Genomic DNA, 18,535 nt, shown 5'->3' with positions numbered 1-18,535 from the left:
GTTAGATAATACTGCTCGCTTAACTGCCAATGTCGTTATAAAGTCAAGTCATGCAGCGAATGAAACACTATAAAATTCTCAAGTTTCCAGCAATGTCTTTGCTCGTAAAGCCTGCTGTCATGTTTATATCTTGGGTAAATGATTTTGTTTATCCGCCAAATTGTATCAATTGTGGAACGTTATTAAGCCAGCATGATGCTCTTTGTACGACCTGTTGGAACGAGGTGCAATTTATCGATGCGCCTTATTGTGTTGTGACAGGCCGCCCATTTTCCTACGAGTTAGGGGATGGTATTATTTCTGCCGATGCGATTGCCGATCCACCTCCTTACAAGCGAGCGCGTTCTGCTGTTTTATATGATGGAATAGCTCGGCAAATGGTGCATCAGCTAAAATTTAATGACCGCACTGAACTGACCAACATGATGGCAGCTTGGATGATAAGGGCAGGACGCGATTGTCTTGCAGACTCAGATTGTATTATTCCAGTTCCGTTGCATCGTTGGCGACTGATGCGTCGTAAATATAATCAGAGTGCTGAACTTGCACGTGCGATCTCGAAGAAAACAGGTCTTCCTTTTTTGGCGTCAACCTTTACGAGGCACCGTAATACAAAGCCACAAGTTGGTTTGGGCGCGCGCGCAAGAATGGATAACGTTAAAGGTGCCTTTGATGTTTGTGATGAACGTGTCAGCGATATATTGGGGAAGCGGGTCCTGTTAATTGACGATGTGTTTACAACCGGCGCAACGGTTAATGTTGCGACAAAGATATTGTTGAATTCTGGTGCTCAAGAGGTATCTGTCCTCACATTTGCGCGCGTTGATCGTCAATGAGCATTGCAACATTGATGTCGAGCGGGAAGGTCATTATATGAAGTCGCTCGGGTTTAGGCATACAAACAAGAAGAATGGATATTTCACGTGAAAGACGTTACAATTTACACACGCCAATTTTGTGGGTTTTGCACAGCTGCAAAACGTTTGCTCGCAGATAAAGGTGTAAAATTTACAGAACATGACGCAACATTTGATCCAGCTTTAAAGCAGGAAATGATCAAGCGATCGCAGGGTGGAAGCACATTTCCACAAATATTTATCGGAAACGAGCATGTCGGTGGATGTGATGACTTGTTTGCGCTTGAGAAAAGCGGTGCACTTGGTGTTATGTTAGAAGGATAACCAAAAGGGTCCAGAATGTTAAAAGCTGCCATTATACAAATGCGATCCGGGTTGGTACCGTCTGATACGGTAGCAACGCTTGAACCTATGATTAGAGACGCGGCTTTTAAGGGGGCTGATTATATTCAAACCCCTGAGATGACCGGCTGTGTGCATTCTACGCGTGATGAATTGCGTAAAGTTATCTCAAGCCAAGACGACGATTTAATCAACAAGATGGCTCAGAGCCTTTCTGCCGAATTAAATGTGGCCATCCATATTGGGTCGACAGCTATTGATATTGATGGCGATAAAGTTGCTAATCGCGCGCTTGTTTATGAAAATGGAGAGTTAAAAGCCATTTACGACAAGATCCATATGTTCGACGTTGATCTTGATAATGGCGAAAGTTGGCGTGAGAGCAATACTTATAAGCCTGGCGAAGAAGCAGTGACGGTTGAGTTAAAGGGTCATCATTTCGGTCTAGGGATTTGCTATGATGTGCGCTTCCCGCATTTGTTTCGTGATCAAGCTGTCGCGGGCGCTAATATTTTAACCGCACCTGCAGCTTTTACCAAACAGACTGGTGAAGCACATTGGCATATTTTGCAGCGCGCCAGAGCCATAGAAAATGGTGCCTTTATGATATCATCTGCTCAGGGTGGATTGCATGATGATGGTCGTGAAACATACGGTCATTCGATTATTGTTGATCCTTGGGGAAAAATACTTGCTGAGATTAATTCAGAAACACCTGGTGTTGCGATTGCAGATATCGATATTGAATTGTCCGTTGCAGCTCGCGCAAAAATTCCGAATTTGAAAAATGCGCGCGATTACAAGTTAAAGTCTGTGTAAGTGTGACACATGATTAAATTTAACCTTGCCTGCGAAAATTCGCATGACTTTGAAGCGTGGTTTTCCTCCGGTTCTGATTTTGAGGAACAGCAGGGTCGTGGATTGGTGAGCTGCCCGCATTGTGGATCGATCAATGTTGAAAAGGCGCTGATGGTGCCATCTGTATCAACTGGGCGCGCCAAAGAGGCCAAGCAGCAAATGATGATGTCTGCGGCGCAGCAAGAAGCGATGAAGACAATTCGCGAGATGGTCAAGCAGGTTAAAAACAATACGGAAAATGTTGGCGACCGCTTTTCTGAAGAAGCGCGTAAGATCCACTATGGCGAAACCGAAGCAAGGGGCATTCACGGGTCTGCCTCACCGGATGAGGTGCATGAATTGGTGGAAGAAGGTGTTGAAATCATGCCGCTGCCAGATGTTCCAGAAGATCAAAACTGATCTGACTTGACACTTTACGTAAAAAATTGCCATTAAGTTGATATGGGGCGCACGGGGTGCCCCGTGAGGCGTCAGCTTAAATCCCGTATCTCTTCATAACAATAATGCAAGGATACGTCATGACGTCACCAACAAAAATTTCCGTTTCCCAATTATCAAGATTGATGGGTACACCTGATTGCCCGTTGATCATCGATGTTCGCATCGATGAGGATTTTGCTGATGCGCCCACACTCATTCCAACCGCCAAAAGATGGCGTTTTGATAATATCGAAGCACTTGTGCCTGCTCTTACTGGCAAATCTGTTGTAATCTATTGCCAGAAGGGATTGAAAATCAGTCAGGGTGCTGCAGCGATATTGCGAACATATAATATTCACGCTGAAACTTTGGAAGGTGGCCATTTTGCGTGGCGAGATGCAGGTGCGCCATTAGTTGATGCCAGCAAAATACCTATAGCCGAGGGTAAATCGCACAGTGTTTGGGTGACAAAACAACGACCAAAGATAGATCGCATTGCTTGTCCATGGTTCATTCGCCGGTTTATCGACCCAAACGCTCAGTTTTTGTTTGTCGCGCCAAACCAAGTTCAATTGGTGGCGGAAAAGTTTAATGCGACTCCTTTTGATATACCTGATGTGTTTTGGACCCATCGCGATGAGAAATGCACTTTTGATATCATGTTATCAGAATTTGGATTGACGTCAGATGCTTTGGTGAAAATGGCTGGGATAATTCGCGGTGCCGATACAAACTGTCACAAACTTGCGCCAGAATGCGAGGGATTACTTGCAATTTCGCTGGGGCTGTCGCGTATGTATAAAAACGATCTGGAACAATTGGATGCTGGTATGGTGATTTATGATGCGCTTTATCGTTGGGCGCGTGATGCCAGCAATGAACGTCATGATTCTTCAAAGGATGATAGACGATCATGAGCAGTAGAGATTTAAGCACGCCATCGCGTTTTGATATGTTTCATACGTTTGGTCGGATTGGGGTCTTATCTTTTGGAGGACCCGCAGCGCAAATTGCGCTTATGCACAAAGTTCTAGTTGATGAAAAAAACTGGCTGAGCGAAAAGCAATATCTCAACGCTCTTAGCTTTTGCATGTTGCTACCGGGTCCAGAAGCTATGCAGCTTGCGACTTATGCCGGATGGCGAATGACCGGCGTTTTTGGCGGGTTGCTCGCTGGATTGTTATTCGTATTGCCAGGCGCTTTTGTCATTCTGGCTCTTGCGAGCATCTATGCGTTTTTTGGAGATGTCCCGTTTATCGCGGCGTTGTTTTTGGGTGTCAAAGCTACTGTTTTGATCATTGTGATTGAGGCGCTTTTAAAAGTGTCAAAACGAGCGCTCAAAGAGCGTATGCACTGGGTTATGGCCGCCATTGCATTTGTCGGTATCTTCTTTTTGTCATTGCCATTTCCGCTCATTGTTTTGGGTGCTGGACTTTATGGTTTTATCTTTGCAAGCCATCAGGCGAATGGCGATCAATATCCTACTAAATTAGGTCGATCCGATTTGCTAAAGAGTGTGAGCACTATTGCTATATGGCTGGCAATTTGGATCATACCTTTGCTCTTGCTAGATCAATTGGTTGAGGCGGATATCCTTAATACCTTGGCCTCGTTTTTCTCAAAACTGGCTGTTGTGACGTTTGGCGGTGCCTATGCTGTGCTTGCTTATATGGCGCAGGATGTTGTCGCGCAATTTGGTTGGTTATCTGCCGGTGAGATGATGGATGGTTTGGGGCTAGCGGAAACAACACCGGGGCCATTGATATTGGTCACAGAATTTGTTGGATTTCTTGCCGCGTTCAAAGAAGGTGGATTTTGGCTTGGTGTTTTAGGCGCACTTGTCACGCTTTGGGTAACATTTGTGCCTTGCTTTTTGTGGATCTTCACTGGTGCGCCCTATATTGAGTGGATTTCAGCGCAACCGCGTTTAAGTTCGGCGTTATCGATGATCACAGCTGCTGTTGTCGGTGTGATCTTAAATCTATCGATCTGGTTTGGCTTGCATGTCTTTTTTCAAGAAATCACGCGTGAAAGTGTCGGCATTTTAACATTGTGGGTGCCGGATATTGTCTCGCTTGATTGGCGTGTATTTGGGTTGTCTGCGCTTGCTGGGTTACTATTGCTCAAGTTCAAGCTTGGGCTTTTAAAGGTGTTGGCAATATGCGCATTTTTGGGTTGGGTTCTTTCAACCCTTTTCTAAGCGTGAGCTTGAAGTTTCTTATACATATACGTCGTGCCATGATAGCCTTTGCCATCCGCATCTAATGCAAAATTGGGGATCACACCGGCTTGGTTAAAGCCCAAGGATTTGTATAATCTTTCTGCATTGTCTCCGGTTCTGGTGTCTAGTGTAATCAACGATTTTTTCAAGGAATTTGCATGGGCTTCCAAAGCACCCATCAAATTTGCTGCAATTCCTTTTCGGCGATGATCAGGATGCACGATGAGTTTTGAAACTTCGCAACGATGCGGCTGGTTCATTGGCATGTGCTGGATGAGTTGCACCGAACCAACCGGCATTTGATCTTCAAAGGCTGCGAATAAAGTATGTTGACCCGATTGCACGAGCGGTAGAACTTCATTCCACCAATAAGCGCGCGCATCCATTTTGGTAAATGGTAGGACAAAGCGAATGGCAGCACCCAGTTTTACGCTTTTAACCAGCATATCAGACAGGGGATCCAAATACCTATGAATGTCCTCAGGTGACAGGATTTGTACGGAAGGATGGGATGCATGAAGCGGCATGAAATTACCCTCCAACGATGAATACAAGGTATGTCGCATGGCTATCCTTTGGTGTTTTAAATTCAACAAATTCGGCGGAAATGTATCTTAGGCAATCATTGGTGGATAATAAAAACTCCTCTTCACCGACAGTTAGCTTCAAAGTGCCATCAAGCATGAGGAGATGATGTTCAAGGCTTGGAATGGACCGGCGATCATAGGTGATTACCGTGTCAGGTTCGATATGGCATTTGAGCACTTCACCCGCCAACTCGTCTGTGGACGGGGAGACGGATTGACGCGTGAATCCAATATCAGGATCTTTCCAGTAGAGCTGATTTTCATGCTTAATCAGAGGTTCGAAATCTCCCTCTAGCATTGCCAGCAATTTTGACATTTTGATTTTATAGGTGACGCAGAGTTTACTCAAAACATCAGTCGTTGGGCTGACACTGCCATTTTCCAAACGTGATAAGCTTGCGCGGCTGACACCGGTTTCGGTTGCCAGCTGCTCGAGTGACAGTCCTTTGTCCAAACGCATTTGCTTTAAATGGTTTGCCAACTTGTTTGAAAAGACTTCCTGCATTTAAATTCTCACATATGGGAATATTTCTTATATATGAGAATTGCACAGCAGTTTGGTTTTGTAAAGATAGAATTGTAACGCAGTGAGTTTGGGAGCGTTAGGCTGATTTATAGCTTATGTTTTACGCTCAAACAGCATCATATAATTTACATCCATATCGTTGCTCATGTTCCATCGATCTTGCAGAGGGTTGTAAAATACACCTGTTTGATCAACCATCGTTAAACCAGAGTTTGTTATAGGTGTTTTGATTTCTTCAGGACGAACAAGTTTTTCATATTGGTGTGTGCCGCGTGGCAACCATCTTAGAACATATTCAGCGCCAATAATGGCGAGTGCCATGGCTTTCATGGTGCGATTGATTGTTGCAACAAACATCAATCCACCAGGTTTGAGCATGTCTGCACAAGATGTGAGAAACAAATCGACATCCGCAACATGTTCAACGACTTCCATGTTTAAAATGATATCGAATTTTTCACCTGCAGCAGACAGAGCTTCTGATGTTTCAGCGCGATAATCAATTTCCAAACCGCTTTGTTCAGCGTGAATTTTAGCAATTTCAATATTCGTTTCAGATGCGTCTGCGCCCACAACAGATGCGCCCATGCGTGTCATGGGTTCGCATAACAAGCCCCCGCCGCAGCCTATATCTAACATGCGTAAACCTTCTAAAGGTTTTTGCGAATGCGGATCTTTGCCAAAGTGTTGAGCGGCATGGTCACGGATATAGGTTAGGCGAACGGGATTAAACTTATGCAGAGGCTTAAATTTACCATCTGGGTTCCACCATTCAGCAGCCATTTTTGAAAAGCGGTCTACTTCACTTTGGTCGATGGTAGATTTTTCTGCAACGGTCATTTTTAAACGCCTTTAAATGAGACAAGTTATTCATGTTCAATCATAACATATCTACGCAAGTCAAAAGATTTTAGACCGCCTGCGCTAATTAATCGCTATATTTGTCGTGGTGCCTTAACCATTCCATGCCGTATTCTAGCTGCGCTTCGTCTCGTCCTTTTGGTGCAAGATCAAGATAGTTATAGGCGCCGTTTAACATGTCGAGCCCGCGGCTATAAGTCGAGTAAGTGTGATAAACTGAACCATCGGTATCTTTTTGAAATACGCTCACGCCAGCGTGCTCGTTCATTGGAAATGTAAACGGGCGATAATTATATCTTGCGGTTTCATTTTCAAAATCTTCCGCATCGAAGGATACATCAAAGTCTCGATTAAAATCAGAGCCATGCGATGATACCCATTCAAACGACCAGCCCATTCGCTTCTTAAAAGCATTCAGAGTTTTTAATTCAGCGCGTGACATTGCGATAAAGCTCACATCCCGATGGGCCAAGTGGATGTCGATACCATCAAAATTATCAGCCCAGAATGAACAGCTTTTGCAGCCTTCTTCCCAGTCATTTCCATACATGAAATGATAAATAATCAACTGACTTTTAGTGCCAAATAAATCTGCTAAAGATCTTTCGCCTTGGTTTGTTTGAAAAACATAATCTTGTTCTATTCTGACGCGTGGAAGCCGACGGCGGGCCGCGTTGATCTTATCGCGTAATTTCGTGAGTTCCTTTTCCTGATCCAATAATGCAAGCCGATTTTCCAACCACTCTTCCTTAGACACTGTTCGGATATTCATGTGTTTTTTCCTTTAATTAGCAAATATGTTAATTAACAATTATAAAAATTAAATAGATTAGTCAATTAATTAGTCTGACAATGCTTGAAATACCTATTCCAGTGATTTCCAAGAGTTGCAGTTTTTGCATTTATTCGATATGTAGCGGCAACTTCGTCCCACATGATTGGTCATAGAGCAGTCGGTATTGCCGGGCGAAACAGCACATGTGAATGATATACAACAGGACCCTTGAGTTTAATGGCCCGAATAGTTATGAAGTTTGGCGGCACATCTGTTGCGGATATTGACCGCATTAGAAATGTAGCTCGCCACGTAAAACGCGAAGTCGACAATGGTCATGAAGTTGCCGTTGTGGTGTCTGCAATGTCTGGTAAAACCAATGAGCTGGTTGGTTGGACGCGTGAAGCATCACCTATGCATGATGCGCGAGAATATGATGTTGTGGTGTCCTCTGGTGAGCAGGTTACTTCCGGTCTTTTGGCCATTACCCTCCAGTCGATGGGTGTAAATGCAAGATCATGGCAGGGATGGCAAATCCCTATTCGCACAAGTGGTGCCCATGGTGCTGCGCGTATTGAAGATATTGACGGATCTGATCTTGTGCGCCGATTTGGTGAAGGACAGGTTGCCGTTATCGCTGGGTTCCAAGGCATTGGTCCAGACAATCGTGTCGCAACGCTTGGTCGTGGTGGTTCAGATACAAGTGCCGTCGCTATCGCTGCCGGTGTGAAAGCTGACCGCTGTGATATCTACACCGATGTTGATGGGGTTTACACAACAGATCCACGTGTCGAGCCAAAAGCGCGTCGTTTGGGCAAGATTGCGTTTGAAGAAATGCTTGAAATGGCATCTTTGGGGGCGAAAGTTCTGCAGGTTCGTTCTGTCGAACTCGCGATGGTGCACAAAGTCCGGATGTTTGTGCGTTCCAGCTTTGAAGACCCTGATACTGAGGGAATGGGTGATTTTGATAACCCGCCCGGTACTTTAATTTGTGATGAGGATGAGATTTTGGAACAAGAAGTTGTCACAGGTATTGCCTATTCAAAAGATGAGGCACAAATTTCTCTAAGACGTTTGTCAGATTCGCCTGGCGTGTCAGCGGCAATTTTCGGACCCTTGTCAGATGAATATATCAACGTTGATATGATCGTTCAGAATATTTCTGAAGATGGTACTCACACCGATATGACCTTTACTTTGCCATCTGGAGATATTGAAAAAGCTCTCGGTGTTTTGGAAAAAGAAAAGCAGAATATCGGATTTGATGTTGTACAAAGTGAAACGGGTTTGGTTAAGGTTTCTGTCATTGGTATTGGCATGCGTTCGCATGCTGGTGTTGCGGCAACCGCATTTAAAGCCATGGCTGAAAAAGGTATCAATATCAAAGCGATCACAACGTCTGAAATTAAAATTTCAATCCTGATCGATAGCGAGTATGCTGAGTTGGCAGTTCGTACCCTACATTCTGTTTACGAGTTAGACTAAAGAAACCGATAGCTTTTATGGAGGCTGATCATGTTCACCGAACATGAGATAAATATCAGTGTGACATTTAGGAGGATTTATGGTGCCTAATCAAACTGGCCCACGCAATCTCCTAAAGCGCCTCCGTGAGCTGATGGCGGAAGCCTTAGAGCCGCAAGAACGCCTAGACAGAGTAGTGCACCAAATTGCGACCAGCATGGTAGCTGAAGTGTGCTCTTTTTATGTCTTGCGTGCCGATGGTGTGTTGGAACTTTATGCCACGGAAGGTCTGAAAAAAGACGCCGTCCACCAAGCGCAATTGAAAATGGGGCAAGGCCTTGTAGGTGTTATTGCAGCAAATGCAGAACCACTTAATTTATCTGATGCGCAATCTCACCACGCCTTTAGATATCTTCCTGAAACTGGGGAAGAAATCTATAACTCATTCCTGGGTGTTCCGATCCTGCGAGCTGGACGTTCTTTAGGCGTTTTGGTTATTCAGAATAAAGAACATCGTGAATATGGCGATGACGATGTTGAAGCTATGGAAACAACATCCATGGTTTTGGCGGAAATGATTGCCACGGGTGAGCTGAAAAAGGTTACAAAACCTGGCCTTGAACTTAACATGACTCGGCCCGTTTCCATTGATGCTGATGCCTATGGCGAAGGTATTGGCCTTGGGCATGTTGTGCTGCATGAGCCGCGCGTTATTGTCACAAATCTATTGAACGATGATATTGATGCAGAACTTGAGCGATTAGATGGTGCCGTTGGGTCTTTACGTATTTCCATTGACGATATGCTTGAGCGTCGCGATGTGCCCATGGAAGGTGAGCATCGTGCGGTGCTTGAAGCGTTTCGTATGTTTGCCAATGACCGCGGCTGGGTTCGTAAGATGGAAGAGGCCGTTCGCAACGGCTTAACCGCTGAAGCTGCGGTCGAAAAAGTTCAGTCTGATACACGTGCGCGTATGATCAATCTGACAGATCCGTATTTGCGCGAACGCCTTGCGGATTTTGATGATTTAGCAAATCGCTTGCTCAGACAATTAACTGGATTTACACCCAGCGCATTGGTTGATGGCCTGCCTCAAGATGCGGTGATTGTTGCGCGTACGATGGGTGCTGCTGAATTGCTGGATTATCCGCGTGAACATATTCGTGGATTGGTATTGGAAGAGGGTGCAGTTACTTCCCATATCGTAATCGTTGCAAAAGCAATGGGTGTTCCAGTTGTCAGCCAAGCCATTGGTATCGCATCGCTGTCTGAAAATGGTGACCCGATCATCGTTGATGGCAATGACGGTACGGTTCATTTGCGCCCAGCTGTCGATTTGCAAGATGCTTATGCTGATAAAGTTAAATTTTTTGCCAAACGTCAAAAAGCATTTTACGCTCTGCGTAATGTCGCACCCGTCAGTAAAGATGGTCAGAAATGCAAGTTGTTGATGAATGCGGGGCTAGTGGTTGATCTGCCGCAACTCAAAGAATCAGGTGCAACAGGTATTGGCCTGTTCCGTACTGAACTTCAGTTTATGATCTCATCAAAAATGCCAAAGGTTCAAGAACAGGAAATGTTTTATCGAGAGGTTCTTGATAAAGCTGGCAAATTGCCGGTGACATTCCGTGTTGTTGATATTGGTGGCGATAAGGTTGTTCCTTATTTGCGATCAGCTGAAGAAGAAAACCCTGCAATGGGTTGGCGTGCTATTCGTTTTTCGCTTGATCGCCCGGGCCTTTTGCAAACACAACTACGCGCCTTGTTGCGTGCCACAGGTGGATCAGAATTGCGGGTTATGATCCCGATGATCACAGAATTATCGGAGTTGCGCGATACCCGTAAATTGATTGAGAAAGAGACGGCTTTCTTAAAGCGTCATGGTTATCAGGTTCCGGAAAAAGTGACCTTTGGCGCTATGCTGGAAGTGCCAAGTCTTTTATTCCAGCTTGATGAATTGATGGAAGAGGTTGATTTTATCTCTGTCGGTTCAAATGACCTGTTCCAGTTTATTACTGCAAGTGATCGCGGCAACGCCCGTGTGTCTGATAGGTTTTCACCGTTAAAGCGGCCATTTCTTCGTGTGCTCAGATCCATCGTTGAAAAAGCAGAGCAAACCAATACACCGCTTACACTTTGCGGTGAATTGGCAGGAAACCCACTCAGCGCAATGGCGCTGTTTGGAATTGGCTATCGTTCAATTTCGATGTCACCAGCAGCAATTGGGCCTGTGAAATCAATGTTGCTATCGCTGGATATCGATAAATTGGAAGGCATCTTATTGCCAGCATTGGAAGAAACAGAAGCAAAAATGACGATTGCTGAAATTCTTACTGATTTTATTGAAGAAAATGGTATATCACTTTAAATTCTGAAACCTACACATCATCTGTGTCATTCAAATAGAGTGAAAAAATTACAGCTATGGCAACATTACCAATTGATAAAATGCGAGAACTGGAACGCCGTTTCGATGAGATCGAAGCGCGTATGTCTGCCGGACCGGATTCAGAAACCTATGTAAAGCTTGCATCTGAATATTCAGAGCTTGAGCCAGTTGTAAAAACTATTCGCACTTACAACAAAGCTGTTAATGAGGTGCAGGATCTCGCTGAGATTATAGCTGATAAAGAATCAGATGCTGAAATGCGCGAACTGGCAGAGATGGAATTGCCAGAGCTGAAAGAGCAGATCGAGACTTTAGAATCCGATATGCAAATTCTGTTGCTGCCAAAAGATGCTGCAGACAGTAAAAACGTGATCTTGGAAATTCGTGGTGGTACTGGCGGTTCTGAAGCGGCTTTGTTTGCTGGCGATTTGTTTCGCATGTATGAGCGTTATGCGTCCAGCCAAGGGTGGAAAGTTGAGATTATTTCTTCCAGCGAAGGTGATGTTGGTGGGTTTAAAGAAATTTCGGCAACCATATCTGGTCGCGGTGCGTTTGCGCGGATGAAGTTTGAGTCAGGCGTACACCGTGTTCAGCGCGTACCTGAAACAGAATCAGGTGGCCGTATTCACACATCGGCTGCAACTGTTGCAGTTTTGCCCGAAGCTGAAGATGTCGACATTGAAGTGCGGAATGAAGATATACGTATTGATACAATGCGCGCATCTGGTGCTGGCGGGCAGCACGTGAATACAACGGATAGTGCAGTGCGTATTACACACCTTCCTTCCGGGATTGTTGTGACTTCGTCTGAGAAGTCTCAGCACCAAAACAGAGCTCGCGCCATGCAGGTTCTAAAAGCACGTCTTTATGATATGGAGCGCCAAAAGGCTGATGAAGAACGATCAGCAGATCGCAAAAGCCAGGTTGGCTCAGGTGACCGCTCAGAACGCATTCGCACCTATAATTTTCCGCAAGGTCGGGTAACGGATCATCGTATTAATCTTACGCTTTATAAGCTTGATAAAATGCTCGTCGGTGAAATTGATGAAATGATTGATGCATTGGTTTCAGATCATCAGGCTTCTCAGTTGGCAGCGCTTGGTCAAGCTAGTTAAGACGGTCGCAACGGGTATATTCTAATTATGACCCTTTCAGAAATGCTTCGCAAGATGAACACAGCATTTGAAGCTGCCGGCATTGATGGAGCGTCTTTTGAGGCGAAAGCGCTGTTAACTGGTCTGCTTGGTTTTACCACACTTGATGTTGCAACGCGTCGTGAACTTGAGCTTACAGAAATACAAATCCAGCAGGCCAATGAAGCGGTGGAAAAGCGCCTGCAGGGAATGCCAGTTTATCGAATTTTGGGTTGGCGCGAATTTTACGGTCTAAATTTTGAATTGTCAGAAGCGACGCTAGAACCCAGACCCGATACAGAAGTTTTGGTAGATGTTATACTGCCATTTGCTCAAGAGTTTGCGAGCGAAGAGGGTGGTTGTAAAATTATCGATCTTGGGACTGGAACAGGTGCGATAGCTTTGTCATTGTTGCATCATTGTAAGCTGGCAACTGCCTTGGGCGTGGATCAAGCGCGTGACGCTTTAGTTACAGCTGGTAAGAATGCAGAGCAACTTGGGCTTGGGGCACGTTTCCAATCTTTGCAAAGCAATTGGTTAGAAAAGGTTGATGATCAATTTCATATTGTTGTTTCTAATCCGCCCTATATTACCAAAGATGAACTTGCAGAGTTAAGTGTTGAGGTTGCGCAGCATGATCCGATGTTGGCACTTGATGGCGGTGAAGATGGTCTTGAAACCTATCGCATATTAGCCACTGAAATTCCAAGAATTCTGTTGCCGGGTGCAATAACAGGTGTCGAAATCGGTTGGCGTCAGGCCCAGGACGTCATTGATATTTTCACAAAACAAGGTTTTTCATTGTTGGCTTTGCACAAAGATTTGGCAGGTCATGACCGTGTGCTGCTGTTTGAAATGAAATAAACAACAAAAATATGTTGCTACATGGGAAAAATGAGAATTTTTAATGAAGAAAAGACTTGGAATTACATGCGAATATGTCTAATGTCCTTCTTAGAAACTGGCGCGGGGCAGTGCCCGCTAGCAATCCAAAAACCCTAATTTGCAATCTTTTCAAGATACAATCTAGCTCATTGGAATTGCTATATCGTCGAGAGAATTTTGATATCGTAGCGGCATAGGGGTCGACCTTATCACGTCATATAAAATTATGACATTAACCGAATGTTTGATCTGTATTCAGATTGAGCAGCCATCATCATAACAGGATTTTAAGCGAGTTACCAATGAGGCCTGGACAAAAGAATAATCGTGGACGCGGACGTAATAATAATAATAACCGAAAGCCATCCAATCCACTTTCCCGTTCTTATGATAGTACTGGACCTGACGTAAAAGTTAGGGGTAATGCGCAAACTGTTGCTGAGAAATATATGGCTTTGGCGCGTGACGCGCAAAGTTCAGGCGATCGTGTTATGGCTGAAAATTATTTGCAGCATGCAGAACATTACAATCGTATTGTTGCGCAAGGTCAGGCGCAGATCCAAGAACGCCAACAGCGTGACGAAGCTGCGCGTGAACAACAAGAGCGCGAACAACAGGAAAAAGTCGCAGAAGCTGCTGAAAATTCTGACGAAACAGCTGAAGCGGCCGATTCAAGTGCTGACAATACAGATGCTGGCGAAGCTACTCAATCTGCAGATGCTGAGGAGAAACCGCGCCGTAATCAACGCCGTAGAACAGGGCCTCGTCAACGTCGCCCACGCACAAGCGAAAATGGTGAAGATGCAGCAGCTGCGCCTAAAGTCGATGTTGTTGCAGAGGCACCTGTGGAAACATCAGATGCTGTTGAAGCAGCAACGCCTGCTGAATAGGTTTTACGCATAATTAATTTAAAAAGCCCGGTTTTGACCGGGTTTTTTTGTTTTTATGCAATTAACCCTTTTCGAAATATCGATCAATACCCATATAAATAGAGTAACGAACTTGCCACTTAGTGGGAGTTCTTCCGGAAGTATTGTATTCGTGCCTAAATAGGGCGAAACATGATTTGGAGAATGAAATGAACTTAGAAAAGTATTCCGAACGTGTGCGTGGTTTTATTCAGTCCGCGCAATCCTTTGCACTTGGCGAAGGTCACCAGCAATTTGCCTCTGAGCATCTTTTGAAAATTTTGCTCGATGATGAACAAGGCATGGCGTCGTCTTTAATTGACAGATCAGGCGGGCGCTCATCTGAAGCTAAAATCGCAACGCAAACAGCTATTCAAAAATTACCCAATGTATCTGGTGGTAATGGGCAGATTTATTTGACCCAACCACTGGCCAAACTTTTTACAGACGCTGAAAAAATTGCTGAGAAATCTGGCGATAGCTTTGTCACGGTTGAACGTTTATTGCTTGCCATGGTGACTGATAAATCGACAGTAGTTGGTAAGATTTTAACGCAGGCTGGCTTAACCGCCCAAGCACTGAATGAGACTATTAATTCAATCCGCAAAGGTCGCACAGCAGATAGTGCATCAGCGGAAGAAGGCTTTGATGCGCTTAAAAAATATGCTCGTGATTTAACCGAAGATGCGCGTGAGGGCCGTCTTGATCCAGTGATTGGTCGAGATGATGAGATCCGTCGCGCTGTTCAGGTCCTTTCTCGTCGAACAAAGAACAATCCGGTCCTGATTGGTGAACCTGGCGTTGGTAAAACAGCGATCGCTGAAGGTCTATCATTGCGTATTGTGAATGGCGATGTGCCAGAATCACTCAAAGATAAGCGCTTGATGGCCCTTGATATGGGTGCTCTCATTGCGGGTGCTAAATACCGAGGTGAGTTTGAAGAGCGATTGAAATCTGTGTTGAATGAAGTGCAGGCAGAAGCTGGCCAAATCATTCTTTTCATTGATGAAATGCACACTTTGGTTGGTGCAGGTAAATCCGATGGTGCAATGGATGCTTCGAATTTGCTCAAGCCTGCATTGGCGCGCGGTGAACTCCATTGCGTGGGTGCGACAACACTTGATGAATATCGCAAACATGTTGAAAAAGATCCCGCTCTGGCTAGACGCTTTCAACAGGTTTTGATCAATGAGCCAACGGTTGAAGATACAGTTTCGATTTTACGTGGGCTTAAGGAAAAATATGAGCAGCATCACAAAGTTCGCATTAGTGATCGCGCGCTTGTTTCTGCCGCAACCTTATCAAACCGCTATATTACAGACCGGTTCTTACCCGATAAAGCGATTGATTTGATGGATGAAGCTGCTGCGCGATTGCGCATGCAGGTAGATTCTAAACCTGAAGAGCTTGATGAGCTTGATCGCCGAATCATTCAGCTGAAAATTGAGCGTGAGGCTTTGAAAAAAGAAGATGATGAAGCGACCAAAGAGCGGTTATCTACTTTGGAAGAAGAACTATCTGATTTGGAAGAAACCTCAACAGCTTTAACAGCTAAATGGCAATCAGAAAAACAGAAGCTTGGTGTTGCCGCTGATTTAAAACAGCAGCTTGAACATGCGCGCAATCAGCTTGAAATAGCCCAGAGAAATGGGGAATACCAAAGGGCGGGTGAACTCACCTATAGTGAAATTCCAGCATTGGAAAAGCAACTTTTAGAAGCTGAAAATCGGGAAGATACTGCATCTGCGAGCATGGTTGAAGAAGTGGTTACACCTGATCACATTGCTCATATTGTGTCACGTTGGACAGGTGTTCCTGTTGATAAGATGCTCGAAGGTGAGCGCGATAAGCTTTTGCGTATGGAAGATGAATTGGCAAAACGTGTCATCGGTCAGGGCGAAGCTGTTCAAGCAGTATCTCGCGCTGTTCGTCGTGCGCGTGCCGGGTTGCAAGATCCAAATCGACCGATCGGTTCCTTCATGTTCTTAGGGCCAACAGGTGTTGGTAAAACCGAGTTGACCAAAGCATTGGCTGAGTTTTTGTTTGATGATGAACAAGCCATGGTGCGCATTGATATGTCCGAATATATGGAAAAGCATTCGGTTGCGCGTTTGATCGGCGCGCCTCCTGGATATGTTGGTTATGATGAAGGTGGCGCTTTAACCGAAGCTGTACGTCGCAGACCTTACCAAGTTGTTTTATTTGACGAAGTTGAAAAGGCGCATGGTGATGTATTCAATGTGCTGTTGCAGGTTCTTGATGATGGCCGCTTAACCGATAGTCAGGGAAGAACGGTTGATTTCAGAAATGTCTTGATCATTATGACATCTAACCTTGGCGCTGAATTCCTTGTGAATTTGGGTGAAGACCAAGATGTCGATAGCGCACGTGATGATGTCATGTCCGTTGTTCGCACAGCGTTCCGACCAGAGTTTTTAAACCGGCTCGATGATACAATCCTATTCCATCGTCTTAAGCGAGAAGATATGGGTGCCATTGTTGATATTCAGCTTGCTCGTTTGTCCAAATTATTGGCTGACCGCAAAATCACCATTGAAATTGAGGATGAAGCACGTAGCTGGTTGTCGGACAAGGGTTATGATCCGGCGTTTGGCGCGCGTCCGCTCAAACGAGTTATCCAGAAGTATCTTCAGGATATGCTCGCTGAGAAAATTCTTGGCGGTGAAATCCACGATGGTTCAAGCCTTGTGATCACCAATGGATCGGACAGGTTAAATGTTTATGTTCGAAAAACTGATCAACAATCTGCTGCTTAAATAGAGTTGATTGTCGAATCACGTTATGATTGGGCCAGTTAATAGCTGGCCCTTTTCTTTTGGAGATTGATATGAACCGTGAAGAGTTTAATGCTTATTGTTCAGAATTGCGGGCTACATCTCATGTCGTCCAATGGGGTGGATCTGATGTTTGGAAAGTTGGCGGCAAAGTTTTCGCCATTGCGGGTTGGGAAGATGATGCTAATTTCACTCGTGTGACATTTAAAGTCTCTGATTTGGCATTTGATATCTTAAAAGAGCAACCCGGTTTGCGACCCGCACCTTATTTGGCGCCGCGCGGTGCAAAATGGATTCAGCATTTTGAAGATCCTGGATTGGATGAAGAGGCCTTGCGTGATTATCTTAAAGAATCACATCGCTTGATAAGCTTGAATTTGACGAAAAAACTGCAAAAAGAACTTGGTTTGAACCAGCAAGATTAATTGCTGGCCAATTCAGTTGCTTCTTCGTCGATATCCAACAACGAATTGAGCTTGCGTCGTTCGCGATGGAATTGATCTAATATATCAGCCTTTAATGTTTTCCCGCCAGGAAGTCTGACGCGTAACGGATCTACTTTTGTCCCATTGACGATCAATTCATAATGCAGGTGAGGACCTGTTGAAAGGCCGGTTGATCCAATATAACCAATGACTTGCCCTTGTTTTACGCGTGCGCCGGGTACAACACCATTGGCAATTTTTGACTGGTGTGAGTAAGACGATACATAGCCATTTGCATGTTGGATTTTGGTTTGTTTTCCATAACCACCTGAATGCCAACCGGCTTTTTCAACCACACCATCACCGGCGGCCAAAATTGGTGTTCCGCGTGGTGCGGACCAATCCACGCCAGAGTGCATGCGTCTGCGCCCAGTAATTGGGTGCCGTCTCATGCCAAAGGCCGAGCGGAATTTTGCTGTTGGTACAGGATTTCTAATCAAGAATTGACGCGCGCTGCGGCCATCTTCATTGTAATAATCAACTGTACCATCTTCCGGATGTGCGAATCGGTAGAACTTTGTTAGATTGCCGCCGAAATTTGCAGAGATAAATAATAATTCTGAATCTTCAGATGCCACATCCTCATTATTGGATACGGAGAAGAAAGCTTCCAAACGATCCGTTGGTTTAACGCGTGCTCTGAAGTCAACGCTTGCAGCCATCATCCGGATAAGTTGCTTAATCATATCTGGTGTCATGCCATAGGAAAGACCAGCTTGATAAATGGCATCATAAACACGCGGCATCTTTGAAGGTTGTGGTGCAATTCCTGGAGAATCTTCCAAAAGTGCCGCAATGCCAGGTGAATATACCGGCTCTTCCGCTAGCACATAGCGTCCTCGGTCATTCTTTGCACCTGTTACGAGATGTTTGTTTTGTTCGTAAACTGACAATCTCATAATTTGAGTTTCGTCTTCGGATTGCTCAACTCCGATACGCAGCGACATGCCAGGTTCTAGATTATTTGTGTCAATTTCACCCGACAGCAGATCTTCATAGATAATGACCTGCTCTTCAATATAACCCGCT

17 protein-coding genes and 1 pseudogene (1 of these 18 cut by a window edge) are annotated in these 18,535 nt (G+C 44.9%); 13 read left to right on the top strand and 5 right to left on the bottom strand.

Annotation, left to right across the window (positions count from 1 at the left end; genetic code table 11):
* Positions 1-59 precede the first annotated feature (59 nt).
* The 6 genes from ACZ1GZ_RS00125 to chrA all read left to right on the top strand — a co-directional run bounded on the left by ACZ1GZ_RS00125 (position 60) and on the right by chrA (position 4,677).
* Positions 60-836 (top strand): ComF family protein, encoded by a 777-nt coding sequence (locus tag ACZ1GZ_RS00125; protein WP_472666403.1) that lies wholly within the window; start codon positions 60-62, stop codon positions 834-836.
* A gap of 87 nt (positions 837-923) precedes the next feature.
* Positions 924-1,181, top strand: coding sequence for a glutaredoxin 3 (gene grxC / locus ACZ1GZ_RS00120; RefSeq protein ID WP_472666402.1), 258 nt, complete (start codon positions 924-926; stop codon positions 1,179-1,181).
* 15 nt (positions 1,182-1,196) lie between these two features.
* Complete coding sequence (locus ACZ1GZ_RS00115) at positions 1,197-2,018, top strand: carbon-nitrogen hydrolase family protein (RefSeq protein ID WP_472666401.1); 822 nt, start codon at positions 1,197-1,199, stop codon at positions 2,016-2,018.
* A 9-nt stretch (positions 2,019-2,027) separates the two neighbouring features.
* Positions 2,028-2,456: a DUF1178 family protein gene (locus ACZ1GZ_RS00110; RefSeq protein WP_472666400.1), complete on the top strand. Its 429-nt coding sequence runs from the start codon at positions 2,028-2,030 to the stop codon at positions 2,454-2,456.
* Positions 2,457-2,575: 119 nt separating this feature from the next.
* Entirely contained in the window at positions 2,576-3,394 is an 819-nt protein-coding gene (locus ACZ1GZ_RS00105; protein ID WP_472666399.1) for a chromate resistance protein ChrB domain-containing protein, read from the top strand.
* Positions 3,391-4,677, top strand: coding sequence for a chromate efflux transporter (chrA, locus tag ACZ1GZ_RS00100; protein ID WP_472666398.1), 1,287 nt, complete (start codon positions 3,391-3,393; stop codon positions 4,675-4,677). The genes ACZ1GZ_RS00105 and chrA overlap by 4 nt, the downstream gene beginning before the upstream one ends.
* On the opposite strand, the gene ACZ1GZ_RS00095 is transcribed toward chrA, so the two are convergent.
* The 4 genes from ACZ1GZ_RS00095 to ACZ1GZ_RS00080 form a co-directional block, all read right to left on the bottom strand.
* Positions 4,674-5,225, bottom strand: coding sequence for a GNAT family N-acetyltransferase (locus ACZ1GZ_RS00095; protein ID WP_472666397.1), 552 nt, complete (start codon positions 5,223-5,225; stop codon positions 4,674-4,676). The genes chrA and ACZ1GZ_RS00095 overlap by 4 nt on opposite strands.
* Positions 5,226-5,229: 4 nt before the next feature.
* Positions 5,230-5,790, bottom strand: a complete 561-nt coding sequence (locus ACZ1GZ_RS00090; protein ID WP_472666396.1) for a helix-turn-helix domain-containing protein — start codon at positions 5,788-5,790, stop codon at positions 5,230-5,232.
* 114 nt (positions 5,791-5,904) lie between these two features.
* Positions 5,905-6,651: a bifunctional 2-polyprenyl-6-hydroxyphenol methylase/3-demethylubiquinol 3-O-methyltransferase UbiG gene (ubiG, locus tag ACZ1GZ_RS00085; protein ID WP_472666395.1), complete on the bottom strand. Its 747-nt coding sequence runs from the start codon at positions 6,649-6,651 to the stop codon at positions 5,905-5,907.
* 88 nt (positions 6,652-6,739) lie between these two features.
* Positions 6,740-7,444: a DUF899 domain-containing protein gene (locus ACZ1GZ_RS00080; RefSeq protein WP_472666394.1), complete on the bottom strand. Its 705-nt coding sequence runs from the start codon at positions 7,442-7,444 to the stop codon at positions 6,740-6,742.
* A gap of 240 nt (positions 7,445-7,684) precedes the next feature.
* On the opposite strand from ACZ1GZ_RS00080, the gene ACZ1GZ_RS00075 reads away from it, so the two are divergent.
* The 7 genes from ACZ1GZ_RS00075 (at position 7,685) to ACZ1GZ_RS00045 (ending at position 17,446) form a co-directional block, all read left to right on the top strand.
* Complete coding sequence (locus tag ACZ1GZ_RS00075; protein WP_472666393.1) at positions 7,685-8,932, top strand: aspartate kinase; 1,248 nt, start codon at positions 7,685-7,687, stop codon at positions 8,930-8,932.
* Positions 8,933-9,011: 79 nt separating this feature from the next.
* A complete protein-coding gene (gene ptsP, locus ACZ1GZ_RS00070; protein WP_472666392.1) occupies positions 9,012-11,279 on the top strand; it encodes a phosphoenolpyruvate--protein phosphotransferase in 2,268 nt (755 codons plus the stop codon).
* Positions 11,280-11,335: 56 nt separating this feature from the next.
* On the top strand, positions 11,336-12,415 hold the full coding sequence (gene prfA, locus ACZ1GZ_RS00065) for a peptide chain release factor 1 (protein ID WP_472666391.1): 1,080 nt from the start codon (positions 11,336-11,338) through the stop codon (positions 12,413-12,415).
* 27 nt (positions 12,416-12,442) lie between these two features.
* Positions 12,443-13,297, top strand: a complete 855-nt coding sequence (gene prmC, locus ACZ1GZ_RS00060; protein ID WP_472666390.1) for a peptide chain release factor N(5)-glutamine methyltransferase — start codon at positions 12,443-12,445, stop codon at positions 13,295-13,297.
* A gap of 323 nt (positions 13,298-13,620) precedes the next feature.
* On the top strand, positions 13,621-14,208 hold the full coding sequence (locus tag ACZ1GZ_RS00055; protein WP_472666389.1) for a DUF4167 domain-containing protein: 588 nt from the start codon (positions 13,621-13,623) through the stop codon (positions 14,206-14,208).
* 188 nt (positions 14,209-14,396) lie between these two features.
* The gene (clpB, locus tag ACZ1GZ_RS00050) at positions 14,397-17,003 is read left to right on the top strand and encodes an ATP-dependent chaperone ClpB (protein WP_472666388.1); all 2,607 of its coding nucleotides are present in this window, start codon (positions 14,397-14,399) and stop codon (positions 17,001-17,003) included.
* Between the two features lie 71 nt (positions 17,004-17,074).
* A complete protein-coding gene (locus ACZ1GZ_RS00045) occupies positions 17,075-17,446 on the top strand; it encodes an MmcQ/YjbR family DNA-binding protein (RefSeq protein WP_472666387.1) in 372 nt (123 codons plus the stop codon).
* Here the strand turns inward: ACZ1GZ_RS00045 and ACZ1GZ_RS00040 are convergent.
* A pseudogene (locus ACZ1GZ_RS00040) lies at positions 17,443-18,535 on the bottom strand (M23 family metallopeptidase) (it continues 856 nt past the right edge of the window). The gene ACZ1GZ_RS00045 and the pseudogene ACZ1GZ_RS00040 overlap by 4 nt on opposite strands.

The sequence above is a fragment of the Lentilitoribacter sp. JB5-8 genome, assembly GCF_055693385.1.
Note: the sequence above shows the minus strand (reverse complement) of the source record. Positions and strands in the feature narration are given on the sequence as shown.